Source organism: Bacteroides cellulolyticus, assembly GCF_025567135.1.
GTDB classification, from domain to species: domain Bacteria; phylum Bacteroidota; class Bacteroidia; order Bacteroidales; family Bacteroidaceae; genus Phocaeicola; species Phocaeicola cellulolyticus.
In genome coordinates this window covers 598,465-618,712 of record NZ_JAOQJJ010000001.1, presented here as the reverse complement: position 1 = coordinate 618,712, position 20,248 = coordinate 598,465, and the positions used below count along the sequence as shown (strand labels likewise).

General features: G+C 40.8%; 12 protein-coding genes, 4 tRNA genes and 1 pseudogene. 6 read left to right on the top strand and 11 right to left on the bottom strand.

Features of this window, described 5'->3' with window-relative positions; all coding sequences use genetic code 11:
- Positions 1-33: 33 nt before the first annotated feature.
- Complete coding sequence (gene uvrA / locus OCV82_RS02700; RefSeq protein ID WP_154042978.1) at positions 34-2,808, bottom strand: excinuclease ABC subunit UvrA; 2,775 nt, start codon at positions 2,806-2,808, stop codon at positions 34-36.
- A gap of 193 nt (positions 2,809-3,001) precedes the next feature.
- Here uvrA and OCV82_RS02695 point away from each other — a divergent pair, with 193 nt between their 5' ends.
- Positions 3,002-3,697: a hemerythrin domain-containing protein gene (locus OCV82_RS02695; protein ID WP_154042977.1), complete on the top strand. Its 696-nt coding sequence runs from the start codon at positions 3,002-3,004 to the stop codon at positions 3,695-3,697.
- Complete coding sequence (locus OCV82_RS02690; RefSeq protein WP_154042976.1) at positions 3,694-4,299, top strand: response regulator transcription factor; 606 nt, start codon at positions 3,694-3,696, stop codon at positions 4,297-4,299. The genes OCV82_RS02695 and OCV82_RS02690 overlap by 4 nt, the downstream gene beginning before the upstream one ends.
- Before the next feature lie 147 nt (positions 4,300-4,446).
- Here the strand turns inward: OCV82_RS02690 and OCV82_RS02685 are convergent, their stop codons facing one another.
- The 3 genes from OCV82_RS02685 to pflB form a co-directional block, all read right to left on the bottom strand.
- Positions 4,447-4,680, bottom strand: coding sequence for a hypothetical protein (locus OCV82_RS02685; protein WP_154042975.1), 234 nt, complete (start codon positions 4,678-4,680; stop codon positions 4,447-4,449).
- A gap of 115 nt (positions 4,681-4,795) precedes the next feature.
- A complete protein-coding gene (gene pflA, locus OCV82_RS02680) occupies positions 4,796-5,524 on the bottom strand; it encodes a pyruvate formate-lyase-activating protein (RefSeq protein ID WP_154042974.1) in 729 nt (242 codons plus the stop codon).
- 134 nt (positions 5,525-5,658) lie between these two features.
- The gene (gene pflB, locus OCV82_RS02675) at positions 5,659-7,881 is read right to left on the bottom strand and encodes a formate C-acetyltransferase (protein WP_154042973.1); all 2,223 of its coding nucleotides are present in this window, start codon (positions 7,879-7,881) and stop codon (positions 5,659-5,661) included.
- 331 nt (positions 7,882-8,212) lie between these two features.
- On the opposite strand from pflB, the gene OCV82_RS02670 reads away from it, so the two are divergent.
- The 4 genes from OCV82_RS02670 to OCV82_RS02655 all read left to right on the top strand — a co-directional run bounded on the left by OCV82_RS02670 (position 8,213) and on the right by OCV82_RS02655 (position 8,571).
- Positions 8,213-8,302, top strand: a tRNA-Ser gene (locus OCV82_RS02670).
- Between the two features lie 16 nt (positions 8,303-8,318).
- Positions 8,319-8,392, top strand: a tRNA-Arg gene (locus OCV82_RS02665).
- 9 nt (positions 8,393-8,401) lie between these two features.
- Positions 8,402-8,474, top strand: a tRNA-Glu gene (locus tag OCV82_RS02660).
- 10 nt (positions 8,475-8,484) lie between these two features.
- Positions 8,485-8,571 (top strand) — tRNA-Ser (locus OCV82_RS02655).
- Between the two features lie 194 nt (positions 8,572-8,765).
- On the opposite strand, the gene OCV82_RS02650 is transcribed toward OCV82_RS02655, so the two are convergent.
- The 7 genes and pseudogenes from OCV82_RS02650 to OCV82_RS02620 form a co-directional block, all read right to left on the bottom strand.
- On the bottom strand, positions 8,766-11,924 hold the full coding sequence (locus tag OCV82_RS02650) for a type I restriction endonuclease subunit R (RefSeq protein WP_154042972.1): 3,159 nt from the start codon (positions 11,922-11,924) through the stop codon (positions 8,766-8,768).
- A 34-nt stretch (positions 11,925-11,958) separates the two neighbouring features.
- Positions 11,959-12,831 (bottom strand): annotated as a pseudogene (locus OCV82_RS02645) (Fic family protein); the annotation flags it as partial.
- Positions 12,832-12,834: 3 nt separating this feature from the next.
- Complete coding sequence (locus tag OCV82_RS02640; RefSeq protein WP_154042970.1) at positions 12,835-14,118, bottom strand: restriction endonuclease subunit S; 1,284 nt, start codon at positions 14,116-14,118, stop codon at positions 12,835-12,837.
- A 5-nt stretch (positions 14,119-14,123) separates the two neighbouring features.
- Complete coding sequence (gene fic, locus OCV82_RS02635) at positions 14,124-15,008, bottom strand: protein adenylyltransferase Fic (protein ID WP_154042969.1); 885 nt, start codon at positions 15,006-15,008, stop codon at positions 14,124-14,126.
- Between the two features lie 12 nt (positions 15,009-15,020).
- Positions 15,021-16,034 carry a virulence RhuM family protein gene (locus tag OCV82_RS02630; protein ID WP_154042968.1) on the bottom strand — a complete coding sequence of 338 codons (1,014 nt, stop codon included), beginning with the start codon at positions 16,032-16,034 and terminating at the stop codon, positions 15,021-15,023.
- 13 nt (positions 16,035-16,047) lie between these two features.
- The gene (locus OCV82_RS02625) at positions 16,048-17,646 is read right to left on the bottom strand and encodes an RNA-binding domain-containing protein (RefSeq protein WP_154042967.1); all 1,599 of its coding nucleotides are present in this window, start codon (positions 17,644-17,646) and stop codon (positions 16,048-16,050) included.
- Positions 17,647-17,695: 49 nt separating this feature from the next.
- Positions 17,696-19,699, bottom strand: coding sequence for a type I restriction-modification system subunit M (locus OCV82_RS02620; RefSeq protein ID WP_262542812.1), 2,004 nt, complete (start codon positions 19,697-19,699; stop codon positions 17,696-17,698).
- Between the last annotated feature and the right edge of the window lie 549 nt (positions 19,700-20,248).

The window sequence follows — 20,248 nt, the reverse complement described above, 5'->3', positions numbered from 1 at the left end:
CACAACCTTTTGAGTTTTTTCCCTGTATTCTTCCTATTGGTTTATTTTTTCTGCAAGGAACTGTCCCGTATAAGAAGCTCCGCATTTGGCTACTTCTTCCGGTGTTCCGGCTATTACCAGATTTCCTCCTTTGTCTCCACCTTCAGGTCCGAGGTCGATAACATAGTCCGCACATTTAATCACATCCATGTTGTGCTCGATAATTACTATGGTATGTCCTCTAGCTATCAGAGAGTCGAAGGCTTCGAGCAGTTTCTTTATGTCGTGGAAATGCAGACCTGTGGTAGGTTCGTCAAATACGAATATCGTAGGTTGCGATTTCTCCACACTTAGAAAATATGCCAGTTTTACTCTCTGGTTTTCTCCTCCTGACAGGGTTGATGATGATTGCCCTAGTTTGATGTATCCAAGCCCTACTTCCTGTAGCGGTTGAAGTTTCTTTACAATCTTCTTTTGATTATGCTCAGTAAAGAATTCTATGGCCTGGTTTACTGTCATTTCCAGAATGTCGTAAATATTTTTTCCTTCGAACTTCACTTCTAGGACATCGCTCTTGAAGCGTTTTCCATGACATGACTCACATTCCAGAACAAGGTCTGCCATAAATTGCATTTCTACGGTCACAGTACCTTCACCTTTACATTCTTCGCATCTTCCGCCTTCAGTGTTGAAAGAAAAATATCCTGCCGTATATCCCATCTGCTTTGACAATGGCTGTTCGGCAAACAACTTTCTGATTTCGTCGTATGCCTTGACGTATGTCACAGGGTTGCTGCGTGATGATTTTCCGATTGGATTCTGGTCGATAAACTCAATATCGTTTATCATCTTTATATCTCCTTCCAGAGAAACGAATTCACCCGGACGTTCGCTTGCTTCGCTGTATTCTCTTTTCAGTGCTTTATAGAACACGTCGCGTACCAGTGTACTTTTTCCGGATCCGCTAACGCCTGTAACCACTGTCATTATATTGAGCGGGAATTTGACGTCGATTCCTTTCAGATTGTTTTCCCTTGCTCCCTTAATTTCTATATAGTTGTTCCATGAACGGTGGCTCAATGGGAGAGGGATAGTTTCTTCGCCCAGCAGATATTTCACCGTATAGCTGTTGCTTCCTTTCTGCAAGTCTTTCATGTCGCCCTGATATACCACCTCACCACCGAGACGTCCGGCTTTTGGACCGATGTCTATGATATAGTCGGCCGCACGTATAATCTCCTCATCATGTTCCACCACAACTACAGTGTTACCCAATTGCTGAAGTTGTCGGAGCACCTTGATAAGCTTGTCTGTGTCGCGGCTGTGCAGACCGATACTCGGTTCGTCAAGGATATAAAGCGAACCAACCAGACTGCTACCCAATGATGTGGCAAGGTTTATACGCTGGCTTTCACCGCCTGACAAGGTATTGCTCAAGCGGTTCAGTGTGAGGTATCCCAGTCCCACATCCATAAGGAAATTAAGTCGGCTGTTTATTTCATTCAACAGTCTTTGTGCAACCAGTGTGTCATGTTCGTTAAGTTGTAGTGTACGGAAGAATTCTTTCAGCTCCGATACCGGCATGTCAACAAGCTGGCATATATTTTTCCCGCCTACTTTTACGTATGTGGCTTCCTTTTTCAGTCTTCCGCCTTTGCAAGTAGGACATGTTGTTTTGCCCCTGTAGCGTGCCAGCATCACCCTGTATTGTATCTTGTACTGATTTTCTTCCAGCATTTTGAAGAATGTATCTATACATACTTTATCGCGCGGGCCATGCCACAGATAGTCCTTCTGTTCTTCGGTGAGTTCGTAGTATGGCGTAAATATAGGGAAATTGTGTTTAGGTGCTTCTCTTAGGAATTCCTGAAGCCATTCGCCCATTTTTTCACCTCGCCAGCACATTACGGCACCGTCGTAAACACTTAATGCCCTGTTTGGAATGACAAGATGTTCGTCTATACCGATTATTTTTCCGAAACCTTCACACGTTGGGCATGCACCGATAGGGGAGTTGAACGAAAACATCTGGTCCGTAGGTTCATCGAACTTTATACTGTCAGCTTCGAATTTTGTACTGAAACAGTGAAGCCTGCTTTCGCCGTCTGGCATGTAGAAACGTAGCATACATGTGCCGTCGCCTTCATACATGGCTGTTTCGGCAGAGTCCGTCAGTCGGCTTATCGAATCCTTGTCGTCATTACAGCTCATACGGTCAATCAGAAGATATACTTTGTCGCTTTCGTCATATTTGTAATCTTCTATCCTTACTATTTCGCCGTCAACTTCCAGACGCGTAAAGCCTTGTTTCAGATCCATGTCCAACTGTTCCTGATGTGTGCGTCCGTCGCGCGGCAGGAGCAGAGTCAGTACTGTATATTTCGTTCCTTTGGGGTAGGAAAGCATACAGTTCACTATATCTTCAGGGCTGTCTTTTTTCACAAGCTCACCGCTTACAGGCGAGTATGTTTTTCCGATTCTGGCAAACAGCAGTCGCAGGTATTCGTATATTTCGGTAGATGTTCCTACTGTGGAGCGTGGGTTTCGGCTTATGACCTTCTGTTCGATGGCTATAGCAGGCGGAATACCTTTAATGAAGTCGCATTCCGGTTTTCCCATTCTTCCAAGGAACTGCCTTGCGTATGAAGAAAGGCTCTCTACATATCTTCTCTGGCCTTCTGCATACAGAGTATCGAAAGCCAGTGATGATTTTCCGGAGCCGGACAGACCTGTAATTACCACCAGTTTGTTGCGTGGTATATCAACGTCTATGTTTTTAAGGTTGTTTACTTTTGCACCTTTTATTGAAATGTATTTGCTGTCGGACATTCTGTTTCATTTTTGATATATGCAAAGATAGGACATTCAATCAGAATTTGAAAATTAATGTATGAAATTAGATTTTTTCGTCTATTTTCTTTAAGTTTGTCAGAGTGAAATATACCTAAAAGTAGGTATTTTCAACTTCATTTTTTATGTCTTATTTTGTAACCGAATTAGAATTATGAATAATGTTTTAGATATGTACAGACCAAAAATATACAAACCCACTGATAAGATGAGCGATTTGATATGCGAGAATTACAGTCTCCTTCAGGTCCTTAGCCGTTTTGGCATATCTTTAGGGTTTGGTGACAAGAATGTACGCGAAGTTTGCCAGATCAACAATGTAGATTGTAATACGTTTCTCACTGTTGTAAATTTCCTTGTGGAAGACGGCAATAGAGTGCACGACTACCTGGAAGGCATTTCAATACCTTCGCTAATGAATTATTTGAGAGAAGCGCACAGCTATTTTCTTGATTTCCAGCTTCCTTCTATCAGAAAGAAACTGATAGAGGCAATAGGTGACTCGAAAGAGAAAGATGTTACATTCCTTATATTACGTTTCTTCGATGCGTACGTTGACGAGGTAAAGAAACATATGGAACATGAAAACGAAAACGTGTTTACGTATGTAGAGAAACTTTTGCGCGGAGAACATTCGGAGGAATATAATATAAGTGTGTTTGCCAGTCATCATGAGCATATAGATACCAAACTGACAGAGCTCAAGAATATTATTATCAAATATTTCCCTGCAGGCGGAAACAACCGTCTGCTTAACGCGACATTATTCGATATTTTCAGTTGTGAAGAAGATCTGGCATCTCATAACAGGGTGGAAGACTTCTTGTTCGTACCGGCTATAAAAGAATTGGAAAAGGAGGCAAAATGAAATCGCATGATGTTATAAATGTTGCAGTGGCAGAGACGTCTATGATAGTCAGGAGCGGTCTAATATCTGTATTGAGGCATTTGCCCGACTTGAATATACAAACGCTGGAGATATCTTCCACTGAGGGACTTCATTTATGTATGGAATCTCACCGGCCGGACATACTCATTGTAAATCCGATGTTCGACGGATGGTTTAATGTAGAGGAACTGAAACAGCAGTATAACGTTCATGAAATGAAGTTCATTTCACTTATATGTACCGTTGTGGATTCTAACGTACTTAAAGGTTATGATGAAAGTATAAACCTTTTTGACAATATAGAGACTCTATCGGCAAAAATATCCTTGATGATGAATGTCGAAGAAGACGACGGTGATACCGATTCATTGAGCCAGCGTGAAAAGGAGATACTGGGGTGTGTGGTGAAAGGTATGACGAACAAGGAAATAGCGGAAAAGCTATATATATCCGTACATACAGTCATTACTCACAGAAGGAATATAACACGCAAACTTCAGGTACATTCGGCTGCCGGACTTACAATTTATGCCATAGTAAACAAACTTGTAGATATAAGCGAGGTGAAAATGAAACTCTGAAAATACCTATTTTTAGGTATTGCCTGTTATGGCTGGAGTGATTACCTTTGCAGTGTTAGTCATATAGAAATTACGTAAACCACAAAAGTAAAAAAGTTAGTTATTAGTTGGGCGCACCCTGCGAAGTGATTCGCGGGGTGCACGCATTTAATAGTCAAGTTTTACCTGAGGGTAGGACACAAACAACTGGTTGTTTGCAATTTTCTTGTCGTTACCCACATTCTCTTTTGTCTGTGTTATTGATGTGTGTGGCTGTTCATTCATATTTTCATTTCCAACAATCCAGATGATGTTCATTATTATGAAACCCAGGATTGAGGTTACAGTAGTAATTTTGCGCTCAATCTTCTTGCTTGAAATGTTCACTGTTCTTCTATTCATGTTTTTAATTCATTTATTTTGGGTTGTGTCTTTAATCGTTCCATGGAGCTGTTGTACTAAGTAAATGGCTGATAGACGATATTACTGCACCCAAAAGCAGATTTTTTTAGAAAAATCAGTTTACGTAAACTGTCTTGAAGTATTTTTGAAAGATATTCCTTGCATTTTCCAGCTGTTCAGGCGTGTTGTATTCCACTCCTTTGAGCTTATATTCCATGTTCATGGCTTCATACTTGTGTACTCCAAGCGTGTGGTATGGCAGTATCTCTACTCTTTCAATCTGTTTGTAATCTTTGAAATGTTCACCAAGGGCTTCCATGTCGTCGTTGAATGCGCTATAACCTTGAACCAATACGTATCTTAGCCAGAAAGGCTTTCCGTTCTCTTCAAGCCATGCCGCTGTTTTAAGTGTCTGTTCGTTGCTGCGCTCTGTCAGAGTTTTGTGTCTTGAAGGATTGAATTCCTTTACGTCAAGCAGAACCAGATCAGCCAGTGAAAGCATCTCTTTTACGTCATCGTTCCAGATACCTCCGTTTGTATCTACACAAATATGTATGCCTGCTTCTTTCAGCATTTTGAATAAAGGAACAAGAGCTTTAGCCTGGAAAGTAGGTTCACCTCCACTGAATGTTATACCTCCTTTTTTGCCGAAGAAAGGCTTTTGGCTCACTGCCATCTTCAGTATCTCTTCTGGGATTGTTTCCTTGCTTTCGCCTTTGGCATCTATTGTGTCTGGATTTGCACAATAGAGGCAGCGGAAATTGCAACCTTGAAGAAAAACAACCAAACGGATGCCCGGTCCGTCGTAAGTTCCAAGTGATTCGTATGAATGTACTCTTATCATGATGAGATTTTTTATTATTTGTGTTGGTGAAAAAATAAACAGAGACCACCTTATTGACTGGCGGTCTCTGCTACTGTATTTGTCATGTCTTCGCCAATCTTTCTTGTCTGAATGACGAGAAACAAGTATGTTTATTACATGCGTTCGTGGAAGCTGCGTGAGATAACTTCCAACTGATGCTCACGGCTCAGCTTAATGAAGTTCACTGCATATCCCGAAACACGGATTGTAAGCTGTGGATATTTCTCAGGATGTTCCATTGCGTCTTCCAGCATCTCACGGTTCAGAACGTTTACGTTCAAGTGGTGAGCACCTTTCACGAAGTAACCGTCCATCATTGTAACAAGGTTCTCGATACGGTTTTCCATATCAACACCAAGTGATTTAGGAACGATAGAGAAAGTGTTACTGATACCATCCTGTGAGTCACGGTAACGAAGTTTTGCTACAGAGCTCAATGAAGCAACAGCACCGTTCTTGTCACGTCCGTGCATTGGGTTTGCGCCCGGAGCGAAAGCGACACCTTTGGCACGACCGTCAGGAGTAGCACCTGTTTTCTTTCCGTACATCACGTTTGAAGTGATAGTAAGGATAGAAAGGGTAGGTTTTGCATTCTTATATACAGGAAGTTTCTTCAATTCCTCATCGAAATAATAAATCAGGTCAACAGCCAAGTGGTCAACACGGTCGTCATCGTTTCCGAAGCATGGGAATTCACCTTCGATTTCGAAACCTTCAGTCAGACCTATTTCATTACGTTTAGCCTTAACCTTTGCATATTTGATAGCAGAAAGTGAGTCAACAGCGATTGACATACCAGCCACACCGTATGCAAGATTTATCACGTGGTCAGTATCAACGAAAGCCATCTGAGCTTTTTCGTAATAATACTTGTCGTGCATATAGTGGATGATGTTCATAGCCTCATTATATACACGGGCCATTTCCTTCAATACCTTCTTGTAGTTGGCAAGAACCTCTTCGAACTGAAGAACGTCACCGCTCAATACAGGGATGTCCTTAACCATCAGCGTACCTGTGTTCTCACATCTACCACCGTTGATTGCAAGAAGAAGAGCTTTTGCAAGGTTACAACGTGCACCGAAGAACTGGATGTGGCGGCCTATATCCTGATAAGATACGCAGCATGCGATACCGTAGTCGTCAGAGTTACGTACTTCACGCATCAGTTCGTCGTTTTCGTACTGGATAGATGATGTATCGATAGAAACCTGAGCGCAGAAGTTCTTGAATCCTTCCGGAAGTTCAGGGCTCCAAAGAACTGTCAAGTTTGGTTCAGGTGATGGGCCGAGGTTATAAAGAGTCTGCAAGAAACGGAATGAAGTCTTTGTAACCTTTGTACGTCCGTCGTTGAAGCGTCCGCCGATAGCTTCAGTTACCCATGTAGGGTCACCTGCGAAGATATCTGTGTAAGCCTGCATACGCAAGTGACGAACCATACGCAATTTGATTACGAACTGGTCAATCAATTCCTGTGCATGTATCTCGTCCAACAGACCGTGAGCCATATCATATTCAATATATATATCAAGGAATGATGAAACGTTACCAAGAGACATTGCAGCACCATCCTGTTCCTTAACGGCAGCAAGATATGCCATATATACCCACTGAACAGCTTCCTGAGCGTTAGTAGCCGGACGGCTGAGGTCAAGACCATATTGCTCGCCCATAACTTTGATTTCCTTCAGGGCCTTTATCTGTTCTGCCACTTCCTCACGCTGGCGGATGCGGGCATCTGTCATAGGACCTGTCAGATGGCGTAAATCATCCTGTTTTGATTCGATAAGACGGTCGATACCGTAAAGTGCAAGACGGCGGTAGTCACCGATTATACGTCCGCGTGCATAGTTGTCAGGCAAACCAGTAAGGAATCCCAGTGAGCGGAATGAACGTATTTCTTCAGTGTAAGCATCGAATACACCGTCGTTATGAGTCTTGCGATAGTGAGTGAAAATATCCTTAACCTTTGGATCTACTTCTACACCGTTTTCACGGCATGCTTTTTCTACAACCTTAATACCTCCGAAAGGCTTGATTGCGCGGCGCAGCAGTTCGTCTGTCTGCAAACCTGCAATAACCTCGTTATCCTTATCTATATACCCTGGAGCGAATGATGTGATGGTAGAAACTGTCGAAGGGTCAAGCGAGCGTACTCCGTTGTTAGCGCGTTCTTCGGCCAAAGCTTCCAAACATTTGTTCCAAACTGCCTTTGTGCGTTCTGTCGGACCTGCCAGAAATGAAGCGTCACCCTCGTAAGGAGTGATGTTTGTCTTTACAAAATCTGTGACATTGATTTCATGGTTCCAACGACCTTCTTTGAAATTCATTACCATAGTGATTTATATTTTATATGTTTAAAAATGATTTTTAAGCACTGCAAAGGTACTAATAATTGTTATACTATACAATACCTATAATTAGGTATATTATTAATTTGTATTAATTACAAAATTATTTTGATTGAAATCAAGTTTATAACTATAATGTAGATTAACTCTTCAATGAAATCACAAAGCAAATAATGTATTTTATTAACTACTTTATAATCAAATGACTATTAAAAAGTAACAAAAAAAAGGGATAAAAATGTATGAAAATGTTTGGATATGTCGGAAAGTACACATATCTTTGCACCGCATTTAAGGAAATGCACTACTGAAAAAAGGAAGTTTGGGTGAGTGGCTGAAACCACCAGTTTGCTAAACTGACGTACGGGTTACCGTACCGGGGGTTCGAATCCCCCAGCTTCCGCCAGTAGTAATGTAAAGATGGCCGCGTAGCTCAACTGAATAGAGTAGCTGACTACGGATCAGCCGGTTACAGGTTTGAATCCTGTCGCGGTCACTTTTTTATGGCGCCTTCGTCTAGCGGTCTAGGACGCGGCCCTCTCACGGCTGAAACACGGGTTCGAGTCCCGTAGGCGCTACAACGGTATTGGAAGTTTGGGTGAGTGGCTGAAACCACCAGTTTGCTAAACTGACGTACGGGTTACCGTACCGGGGGTTCGAATCCCCCAGCTTCCGCAAATAAGCTCTGTAATCGACTGATTATGGGGCTTTTTTGTTTCTTATATAGAGTAGAAAGGGTATAGAATAAAACTCTGCTACAATTTTGCTACAGAAATTTTTCCCGTCGCAAAAGTGTAGCAGAGATAACAAAATTAATCTTCAGTTTATCTATTATTTGCCTATAGCAAAATTCAGACTCTTCAATACGGCTATTCGTCTTCCTTTTTCTTGTAGTTCTCATACATCACCCTTGCCATCTGAGTCATGACATTACGATAGAAATCACTGTTTTCAAACAACTTGGCGAAAGAATCCATTTGTTCCACATAACATCCTCTTGCCACTTCATCGAATATCTGAGGGAAGATACTTTCCTCAAATTGCTTTTCATCCGTATTGTTCGCCTGTTTTGTCAGTTTCTTTTTGGCTGTCGTGACCATCTTGTCGTAGATGGATTCCACTATAACACGGTCTGCTTCAGAGAATTGTCCATGATACATAATATTGACTTTATCAATGATGCGGCTCAGCAAGTCCTCTTTATCGTTCTTCGGCTTTCCCGCTTTTGGATTTTCGCCTTTGATGGCTTTCCCATCACCCAATTTAATGGAAACTGTTTCTCCTTCAGATATTTTGGAGTTTACCAGCATAATCTGTTTGTTCAGGTCTATTCTTTCCTTGGCGTTCTTTGGCAGCAGTCTGTACAAATAGTCGGCATATACGTATGCTTTGTACAGTTCCTTATCGTATGTTCTTGCTATCTGTGCCATATAAGAATAGAAACGGATAAAGTTCTTGATTTTCGACCTTACCTCAAACTGTTTCTCCTCGTCCAATTCTCCATATCTGTCAACAGTACTCTTGAAGGCATTAGACAAAGCTCCAAGTCGGTTCTTCTGCTTGCTTATGTTTTGCAGCAAATCATAGAATTTCTGTTCGTCACCCTCTGTCCATAGTTGGAACATCTGTATGTCCTTTCTGAATGTATATACATAGTTCACGTCAACAGGCTTTATCAGCTCTGTACCTTTATAGAACGGTTCGAACGATTTTTTAATATCCTCCGGCTTGTTGCAGAAGTCGAGCACGTATGTATCCTTCTTGTCTTTCTGCCATCTGTTCAGACGCGAGAGTGTCTGCACAGCCTTTACGTCCTTCAGTTTTTTGTCAACGAACATTGTATGTAGCAGAGGCTCGTCGAATCCTGTCTGATATTTGTCTGCAACAACCAGCATATTATATAAGTCCGAAGCGAAATACAATGGCAGTTTGGCATCCGAAATGTTTCGTCCGTCAGCGGAGTTCAACTTCGTTTCTGTATATTCCACTCCCTCATACGATACCGTACCGGAGAAAGCCACCATAGGATTCACATCAGTAATATTGTTTTCCTGACAATACCTCTTGATTTCCAGAAAATAACGTACCGCATGAGCACGCGAAGAACATACCACCATAGCTTTTGCCTTTCCAAGCATGGCATTGAGTGTCACTTCTCTGAATTTCTCCACGATGATAGCCGTTTTCTGAGCTATCACATGCTGATGGTTATCATGGAAAGCCTTTATGGCGCGTGTGGCAGGAGTTTCCTCATACGAAGGATCAGACTCTATACGCTTTGCAATCTCGTAAGTAGTGTCGTACGTGGTATAATATTTCAACACGTCCTTGATGAATCCCTCTTCTATGGCCTGTAGCATGGAATAGTTATGATAGGCTACATATTTGTTGTCTTCCGGATTTTCACCTTCTTCGGCCAACTCACCGAAAGTCTGCAGAGTCTTTGGCTTTGGAGTTGCCGTAAATGCATAGAAGTACAGATTGTTGTGCTGTCCCTGCGCTAATAAATCCTCCATCAGGGCATCCTTTTTCTTTTCCAGTTCTTCAGCCTCAATCTCTTCTATTTCGGCATATTCGCGCAATGCCTCGTCTGTATCCGCAAGTGCGGCCTTCAGTTTTTCCGCACTCTTGCCCGACTGTGAAGAATGAGCCTCATCTACAATTATGGCATATCTCTTTCCGCTTCGACTTGTCAGTTCCTTGTAGATAACCGGGAAACGGTGTAGGGTAGTGATAACAATTCTCGTATTGTCGTCGTTGATGATTCTTGCCAGTTTCTCCGAGTTGTCAGAATCGGTAATGGTTTCTATCTGTCCGTCTATATGGTCGAAGCCTAGGATTGTACTCTGTAGCTGCTTGTTCAGCACACGTCTGTCGGTGATTACAAACACACTGTTGAACATATTCTTCATCTCCGCATTCTGTAGTCCTGCAAGACGATAAGTGAGCCATGCGATAGAGTTCGATTTTCCCGAACCTGCCGAATGCTGTATGAGATAATTGTTCCCGTGCGGCTTCTTCAGTGAATAGTATTTTGTCTTTTCGTCCGCAGCCATATCGTATCTTGCTTCTTCTTTGCAACGGCTTTGCAAAACGTTTGCAAAATAAGTGTCGGCCACTAACTTTTCCACCACATCCAACTGATGATAACGAGGGAAGATTATCTTCACAGAGGTTTCCGTAACCTCTTTCTCCTTGCCGTGCTTGTCTATTATAATCTTCAGCTTTTCTTCCTCCTGGCGCGAGATATAACGCTGAAGAATGGAAAGCAGCATGTCCCTGCGCAATACCTTTTCCCACAGATAGGCAGTTACATATCCGCCGTCCTCACGTTCCGGATTTCCTGCGCCGCCCACCTCTCCGGCACCGTTTGAGCCCTGATTGAAAGGGATGAAGAAAGTCTTTTCCTTTTTCAGTTCTGTAGCAAGAGCCACTTCATACAGGTCAACTCCGAAGTATGCCAATATACGGTTGTTGAAATGAAACAGCGGTTCTTTCGGGTCTCTGTCCGTGCACCACTGACGTTTTGAGTTCTCCACATTCTGACCCGTAATCTGGTTTTTAAGTTCGAGTGCCACCACAGGAATACCGTTCAATGAGAGTACCATGTCGATGGTATTCTTGTTCAGCTTGGAATAGGCAAACTGGCGTGTCACTGTGAGAATATTCGCATCGTAATTTGCCACAAGCTCATCATTCAGCATCGAAGCCGGAGCAAAATAGCAGAATCTGATGTTTATACCCACGTCGCTTATACCCTTGCGGAGCACATAAATCAGTCCATAGCGCGAAACGTCATCCTGAAACACACGGTACAGCTGTTTCTCAGCCTTGTCGCCATACTTGGTTACATAGCGTTTCCACTGCTTTGGCTGTGTCTTTTCTATAAAGGAGATAAGCACAGGCATATCTATAGCCCTGTCCTTGTCGTATGTATCCTGATTACCTTTGATATATCCGCCCTCTGTGATAAGGTATTGTTCTATGTCGGCTTCAAAGTTCTTTTCTTTTAAGTCTGTGGTATTCATAGTTATATATTTCTTTAATCTTATGTTTTCAGTTCAAAGTGCCATCCAAAGTGCCATTTTGGCTCTTTGACTCCTCTTCTTTGGCACTTTGAGAAAAGTTTATGTTCATTTCTCTATTGCTGAGGTTGTTCTCTTCCCCAAACAACATATTTCTCAGGAACATTTCCAGGTACTTTGTATTAGCAGAAACCCCTTTTGTATAGTTATTGTAGTTGGCACGTACAAGCGCATTTCTGAAATACCACGAATGTTTCTTGAATATATCATTATCCACCTTAAATCCGAAAGTTTTCAGATATTTCATAAGGAATACAGCTATGGTTCTGGTATTACCTTCTCCGAAAGCATGTATCTGCCAAATACCTGAAATGAATTTACCGATTCTCTGTAAAGCCTGTTCGGCATTCATTGCGGGATAATCAGTACTTTTTTCCTGTGCAAAATCGTATTCCAGAGTAGGGCGAATCATTTCATAATCCGAGTAGATAACCGTATCTCCGTCGAGTACCCATTCTTTCTTTGTTATATTATAGTTTCGTATTTGCCCTGCATGCTTGTACAGACCTTCAAACAGACGTTTATGAATATACAGGAGATAGTCCGGTGTAAACGAGAAAGTCTTTTCCGAAAGCAGTTCGGTTATACGTGCCGATACCTTGTCAGCTTCTTCCGTCCGTTCATCTTCCATTTCCCCACGTGATGATTTCGACTGATAGTATGTATCAATCAGATGTTTCACTTCTTCAATGGAAATGTCTCCCTCTATATGTTGCTGTGCCGTCCGAATAAGATACTCAGACGGTTTCAGTCCGTCCACATCCTGCAAGCCTATAGCGACTTGCCATGCGGCTGCTTTCTCTTTCTGGTCGGGTTCTCCCTGTCGGATATATTTGTCGAATTCAGTCATGGCTTATACTTTTCTTTTTCCGGTTACACATTCGAAAATCAATGATTTTTTGTAGTCTTTCAGTTTTTCTATCTTCTGCTGCTTTATGGAGATTAGTTCGTCTATCTCGCTGCATTTCTGGTCAAGGTAGTTGGCGATGGATTGTTGTTCGGAGAGAGGAGGAAATGCAAAGAAATAATTCATAATTTTTTCTTGTGCTATAGTTGGAATTGTACCTCCAACAACAGATGTTTCAACAAACGCTCTTGTAGCTTTAGTTTGGAAACTATATGCCAGAAACTTTGGATAATCCTTGTGTTGTTTAAAAACGACAATCTGTGGGTTTATTGTACATTCCATAGGTATATCATCAACAAATGAACATTTTCCATATGTAGAACCTGTCTTAACCATAAGTATATCATTTTTTGATATCATTATTTCGGGAGATTCATAATACTTTTTCCATGACAAATATGTCCTATTTGTGTAATCCATTTTCATGTCTTTCATATTTGATGGACTTAGAGTTATAGCTCCGTTTCCTTCTGAAACTAAATCATCAGATTTATACCCTCTAAAACCAATACGACCAAAAACATTACAAGAGAATTTTAATCTTTTCACTTCCCAATGCTCCGGAATCTCCCCAATCCATTCAATACCGCTATCTTTTAGAGGTACATTTTTATCCAAACCTTTGGTTACAGCTTCGGTAATGACAGATTGCTTGTAGCTTTGCAGTTTGGTTATCATTTCCTCTTGCAAAGTTATCATTTCGTCTATTTCGCCACATTTTTGTTCAAGGTAGTTGGCGATGGATTGTTGCTCGGAGAGAGGAGGAATTTGTACATATATATTATTAATAAAATCACTATTAGCTCTTGGCATTTTTGCTCCATAAGTAGAAGAATTAACCACTTCAATGAAAGCTTGGGAAAGAAGAAGTTTATGTATAAAACGGCAATCATTTTCTTTTGTATCGTAAACAATAAACTCTGTAGAACAGATACCATCTGATTTCGCAAGATATACTTTTGATAGATATGGTCTTAACTTCCCAAATAGAACATTGTTTTTGCAAAATCTGTTTGCGATTCCGTCAACTTCTGATGTCGTATCAACATATTTACCTGAACCTGATTCTATATTTTCTAATCCTATATAAGGTAAAGGATTTCCCTTACTATTTTCTTTAATATTGGTTTGAGAACAAATATTTTTTACTCTTTTAACCTCCCAATGCTCCGGAATCTCCCCAATCCAAGCAATCCCACTATCTTTATATTTATCGTATCTATTTTCCATAATCCTCAATCTTCCTGTTCGTAATAATAAGAGTAATCAATACCTTTCATAAAGGTTTCCCGGTCATTAATCTTGTCGGTAAGTGCAGGGCGCAGAAGTGCTTTCAGTTCATCAGCATTTGCTACACTGTGAGTCATTGCATCAAGGTAAGATTTCTTGTTTACATTGCTCCAGTCCACACAAACTTTAAGATTTTTCTTCAGCATCAGGTCAAGCCAAATACGGGTGGCACGCCCGTTGCCTTCACGGAAAGGATGAGCTATGTTCATCTCCACATACTTGTCTATTATATCATCGAAACTTGTTTCGGGCATACGTTCTATCTGTTCCAATGTAGCTTGAAGATATTGAACTATTGCAAACTGGAATCCTCCTTTGGCTATGTTTACCGTGCGTATCTGTCCGGCAAAGTCGTATAGTCCGCCAAATAAATAGGCATGAATCTGCTGCAAACCTTTTATGGTTCCTACCTCAATGCTGTCAATCAGACTGCTTTCGAATAGTGCGTAAGCTTTCGATTTGCTTCGTCCGTCTATAGTTTCATCACTGTTGCTAAACCATTCTACAAACCGCGCGGCTTTGGTATTAGGGAAACATGCTGCAAGAGAAAGAACTCCTGTGTTATCAAGGACATCTGTCATATAATGCTTTCCGTCCGAAGCCATTAGTTTCAGTTGGTTAGTGACACTAACCAACTCATTATTTTCTTTCTTCAGCTTGTTTTTCAGATACTTCCAGTAGTTTCTGTTCTTGGTATAATCATCTTGGGCATTTAGAACGCCAACAATATCTAGTACAGAAAACCACCATTTGGAATTCTCGTCATCCCAAATGGCACGTACTTCTCTGTCATCAAAGAAACGTATGGATATTTTATTTATCTTGGTCATAATTAGAATCGTTTATCTGCCTTTCAGCTTCTTCTGCTCCTTTTCAAAGTTTTCAAGAAAATGAATCTCTACGGGTGAAAGACTGTAAACAGTCCTTTCTTTGAACTTGTCGTACTCCGTATCCGCTTTCTGCTTTGCAAGTTCTGCAGAAATCTTTCCGGCATGGCTTAACAGCTCTTTTCCGGAAAGCTTTAGAAAATCGTCCAATTTCTGAATCCAGTCTTTCATGTACATTGGCTTATGCGATTTGGCTTGAAGTTCTGCAAAATCCAAATACAGACTGACTATTCTGTTGAGAGTATCCAATTCATCTGAAGAAAGATAGTTCTTGGCTATTTCAGCATCGGTGCGTTTTGGTAATGCTCCTGTCCATGAAGTAAGTCCCATGAAATCTTTTTCAGCATCTGCACGTTCGTAAATGATTTCGGCTGCTGTATGTCCATGAACAGAGTAGTGCATCTTGTTCTGTACAGTCTTGAAAAACTGCATGGTAGCTTCTGTACGTGGGTCGTAATCTATACTCAGGGCATATATTTCAAGTATCTTGCGGTAGAATACCTTTTCCGAGGAACGTATGTCGCGGATACGGCTTAACAGTTCGTCGAAGTAGTTTCCTCCTCCGGCTCTTTTCAGCAAATCATCGTTCATGGCAAATCCTTTTACAAGATATTCACGAAGGACACTTGTAGCCCATATTCTGAACTGTACTCCACGGTGTGACTTGACACGATAACCTACGCTGATTATCATGTCAAGGTTATAGTATGCAAGATTTCGTTCGACACTTCTGTTTCCTTCATTTTGAACTGTTGCAAAAAATGCAACAGTTGAGTCCGGACTCAACTCTCCGTCCTCGAATACATTCTTTATATGTCGTGAAATGGTAGATTTGTTTCTCTGGAACAGCTCTGCCATCTGGTCGGCCGTAAGCCAAACTGTATCATTGCATAGAGTTACTTCTATCCTTGATTTGCCATCCTCTGTCTGGTAGAGGATTATATTTCCGTTGTTTTGCTGCTCGTTCATTACCGACTTATCTTTACAGATTTACTTCTTTCATATCAATATTTTGTTTTCTATACTTTTGGTTAGGACTTGTTGATGCTTCGGGATAAAGTTTCTCCAAAAGTCCGAGTTTAAGCATCTCTGGTATAATCTTTCCTCTTATATATTGATGGCTCTTTCCAACCTTTTCTGATATTTCATCTATTGTTATCCAATCTTCACATAGTTCAAGGACTTTGTTTATTAATGTATCTCTGTTTAATCGTTGCCCTACTTTGTCTAAGCTTGTATCATTACTATCCAAACTTGTATCATTACTATCCAAACTTGTATCATTACTATCTAAGCTTGTATCATTACTATCTAAGCTTGTATCATTATCTGACATATACAGATATAAAGAAACTGTATCTGGCTGTACATTCTCAATAAGCTCAGGCATATGCCATTGGTTCTCTCTACATCCTTTTATAATATAGTCGGCACCACTACCGGCCTTTTCTCCGTATCCCAATTGAATGAAAAATTTCTGTATGATGGGATTACGGCAAACGCTTTGGCTACCAGAATAAAAATCATCTATGGTGATAAGCATTCTTCCGGGATTACGGAATATTATTTTATCTTTTTCTCTGATAATAACAATATTGCCTTGTTCTGCATAACTGGAATGTACAAGACTGTTTACCAAAGCTTCTCTAATAGCAATATGAGCTGCAGTCTCTTCTGTTCTTTCTATGCCATTCAATGAGAATGGGACAGGCAAGGTTTGTGCCAACTTATTATATACTTTGAAAAAGAACTGATATAAATTGGAATTCCATGAGCTATCGGCATATATTCTATCCGACCATCTTTCATTCATATTATTGCTAAGTTTCTCTTGATAATCGACAAAATACCATGGACAGCAAGCCTGGTCTGTAATGCTTTCTGTTTTACCGAACATAAGTATTCCAGCACGTGTAAATCCTTCTTGACCGCTCTCTCTATCTACGCGATAAGCTCCAATTTTACACAAGAAATTAAAATCATCCAATTCATTCCAAGGATGATTGTTTTTACGGAGTATAAAACGTTGACGATAACCTCTTAATGTCTCAGTATCAATGTCGCTAATAGAATAGTTTGGCAATATCTGATTATCGAAAGGTAACGTAGAATGATGGGCATCAGCAAACATCTGACGTATTTCGGAATCTGTACAATGATAATCACCTTCATGATTTCTTTTGAAAGTATTTCCAAAAGGATTTCTTGTCAGGAAAACAGGACGTATGTCGTATGAGGCTCTTGGAATCCTGAATAGCAAAAAGAAATTACCATCTATTTCAGCATCAATTACATCACGTTCTGTAAGCATCGTTGCACTAACTTTCTCTTTATTGTGTGCACAATCCCAAAATCGTTTTTTATACGTTTGTAATTGTTGTTTGTCAAATCCGTCAGGATAAAATATACCATTCTTTTCTTTTATGCCTAATACTATAATACCTCCATTCGTATTGGCAAAAGCAGAAAAAGTTTCCCAAAAACTTTCCGGTAATCCTCCTTTTGCAGATTTGAACTCGATTTCAGAGTTCTCAGAACCGCTGATTAACTGTTTGATATATCTTTTTGTGTCTGAAATCATAAGTATAATGGCTTAATATATTTTTAATCTATTTCCAAATAATATCTGCTTACCCTAATATTCTGGACATCAGTTCCGATTCTTTTTCTTCCAACTTTTTCAGTTCATCAAATATCACAGAACTTGGTGTTAGTGGAGTGTATTTATAGAACTCGCGGGTGAGAGGTATTTCATAACCGATTTTGCTTTCGGATTCGCTGTACCAGAAGTCGGGAGCATACGGACGTACGTTCTTGTCGAGGTATTCAGTAATGTCTTCCTTCCATGGAATAATCTCGCTGTCCTTCAGTTCAGGGTCGGGAGCAAATCCGCTTTCCTGGTCAACAGGTTTCACGTATGCCTCCATCATATCGGGGTTGCGCTTGCCGAAATAGTTTCTCAATAGGGCTACCTTTCCTTGCGGTACTTTTATCTTGGCTTTCTTCAGTTCGAGGAAGAAAGTGATGTCCGGGAATCCCACATGGTTAGGCATATTATTTTCCCAATATGTGGCAACTTCTTTCAATAAAGCTCTGTCGGCTTCCTTATAGTTTTCGGCAGTGGCATCGTCAAAATGAATATCCTTATACTCTAAGCGCAAAGGACGGTTTATGGTGAGTTTAGTAAACTTGAAGTCCTCTACGTCCTTCACCTTGCTTTCTACTTTCAGCTCCGGGTTCATCTCAGAGGTATATTCCCAATCGGTAAAATCGTGATAAGCCTGCATAATAAGTTCGCGGCAAACTGTGGTAATTTCCACACGCTTGTTGCCTAGAGGTTTGCGCAGTTTCTCAAAGCATTTGCTTGCGTCAATAAGCTGAACCTTTCCTGCACGTTCTTCCGATTTGTTTTTGCTCACTACCCATATGTATGTGGCTATACCTGTATTATAGAACAAATCATTAGGCAGCTGAACGATTGCTTCCAGCCAGTCGTGTTCAAGCAGATAACCTCTGATTTCGCTTTCGCCGCTTCCTGCATCGCCTTTGAACAGAGGAGAACCGTTCTGGATGATAGCCATACGTCCTTCTTCTTTCAGTTTCGCCACACCGTTGAGCATGAACAGCATCTGTCCGTCGCCTTTTGCCGGCAGTCCCGGGGCAAAACGTCCTGCTTCGCCCATCTCGTTTTCGGCTTTCACACGTTTCTCGGATGCTTCCCAGTCGATGCCGAAAGGTGGGTTTGATATGATATAGTCGAACTGATAGCCTTTGAACTGGTCATCGCCAAGAGTATCGCCAAGTCGCATATTGTCTGCATTACCGCCCTTGATAAGCATATCGGCTTTGGCAATACCATACGTCTGCGGATTGAGTTCCTGACCGTAGCATGTGATTTCGGCTTCGGAGTCTATCTTGCGGAATCTCTCGTCAAGACAGGCAAGCATCTGGCTGGTTCCCATTGCCATATCGTATATGGATGCTACGATGCCTTCGTCTTCCATCTTCTGTTCGTCTTCTCCTACAAGCAGTTCGCTCATCAGATAGATGATGTCGCGTGCGGTAAAGTGTGCTCCTGCCTGGTCGTTATATGACTCGGAGAACTTTCTGACCAGCTCTTCAAAGATATAACCCATATCTACGGCCGAAACAACATCCGCACCAAGATAAGCCTTGGCAGAGCAGAACTCCTTTATAACGAGGTATAGACGGTTGTTGTCGTCCATTTTTTTTATTTCGTTGTAGAAGTCCATACGGTTGATTATGTCAATCACGTTCTCGGAGAAATGGTTGAGGTAACTCTCGAAGTTGTCTTTGATGTTATCGGCATCGGCAAGCAATATATCGAAAGTAAATTTGCTGGTATTGTAGAACTTCTGCTTGGCTGCAGCTTCAAGGAAACCTTTTTTTACGGCTATACCTTTTGCCTCAAGCTCCTCGTTCATCTTGATAACGGCGTTCTTTGTTGGCGCCAAAGTATCTTCAAAACGCTTTATCACGCACATAGGCAGGATTACCTTTCCGTATTCGTGAGGTTTGTATAATCCTACCAGTTTATCGGCAATAGCCCAGATAAGGTTTGCTTTTTCCTGTATATTTATAGAAGTCTGTCTCTGTAAGTCTTCTCCGCTCATGAAATAATGTTTTTATGATTTTCTTATCCAAAGATAGTGCAAACCGAGTGAAATACAAAGTGAAAATATGATTTTAGACTTTTAATTACGATGCAAAAAGAAAGAATATTTGCTTGTTTAATATAAAAATGATTGCTTTATGATACTTTTTCTGCCTTATTAATAGAACGATTTTATTAAAACAGAATGAAATGTTAATTATAAACCTGCTTTAGATTGCTAATTTTGTAATTAAATACTGCAGAATAGTTAAAATAGCCTTATTTATTAAGGCTAATGACGAAAAAAAACGTGCGCACATTTCATTTTAACCGTGCGTATATTCAATATAAACAGGGCGCACATTTTACTTTGAACGTGCGCCCGGTCTTTTTCGGCTATCAAAAAGGCTTGAAAATTATCTTTTTTCGCTCTAGATTTGTTTTAGAATAGAAAATATTTCATGTGTTATTGTGCTACTGTATTTGATTTATTTGTGTTATAATGTAGCTGAGAAGTGTTGTTGCTATGTATAAAAGATTTTATATATAATAATATTATTTCATTGTG

Coding starts and splice junctions, on each gene's coding strand:
- uvrA (WP_154042978.1), bottom strand. CDS start 2,808: ATGTCCGACAGCAAATACATTTCAATAAAAGGTGCAAAAGTAAACAAC.
- OCV82_RS02695 (WP_154042977.1), top strand. CDS start 3,002: ATGTACAGACCAAAAATATACAAACCCACTGATAAGATGAGCGATTTG.
- OCV82_RS02690 (WP_154042976.1), top strand. CDS start 3,694: ATGAAATCGCATGATGTTATAAATGTTGCAGTGGCAGAGACGTCTATG.
- OCV82_RS02685 (WP_154042975.1), bottom strand. CDS start 4,680: ATGAATAGAAGAACAGTGAACATTTCAAGCAAGAAGATTGAGCGCAAA.
- pflA (WP_154042974.1), bottom strand. CDS start 5,524: ATGATAAGAGTACATTCATACGAATCACTTGGAACTTACGACGGACCG.
- pflB (WP_154042973.1), bottom strand. CDS start 7,881: ATGGTAATGAATTTCAAAGAAGGTCGTTGGAACCATGAAATCAATGTC.
- OCV82_RS02650 (WP_154042972.1), bottom strand. CDS start 11,924: ATGAATACCACAGACTTAAAAGAAAAGAACTTTGAAGCCGACATAGAA.
- OCV82_RS02640 (WP_154042970.1), bottom strand. CDS start 14,118: ATGGAAAATAGATACGATAAATATAAAGATAGTGGGATTGCTTGGATT.
- fic (WP_154042969.1), bottom strand. CDS start 15,008: ATGACCAAGATAAATAAAATATCCATACGTTTCTTTGATGACAGAGAA.
- OCV82_RS02630 (WP_154042968.1), bottom strand. CDS start 16,034: ATGAACGAGCAGCAAAACAACGGAAATATAATCCTCTACCAGACAGAG.
- OCV82_RS02625 (WP_154042967.1), bottom strand. CDS start 17,646: ATGATTTCAGACACAAAAAGATATATCAAACAGTTAATCAGCGGTTCT.
- OCV82_RS02620 (WP_262542812.1), bottom strand. CDS start 19,699: ATGAGCGGAGAAGACTTACAGAGACAGACTTCTATAAATATACAGGAA.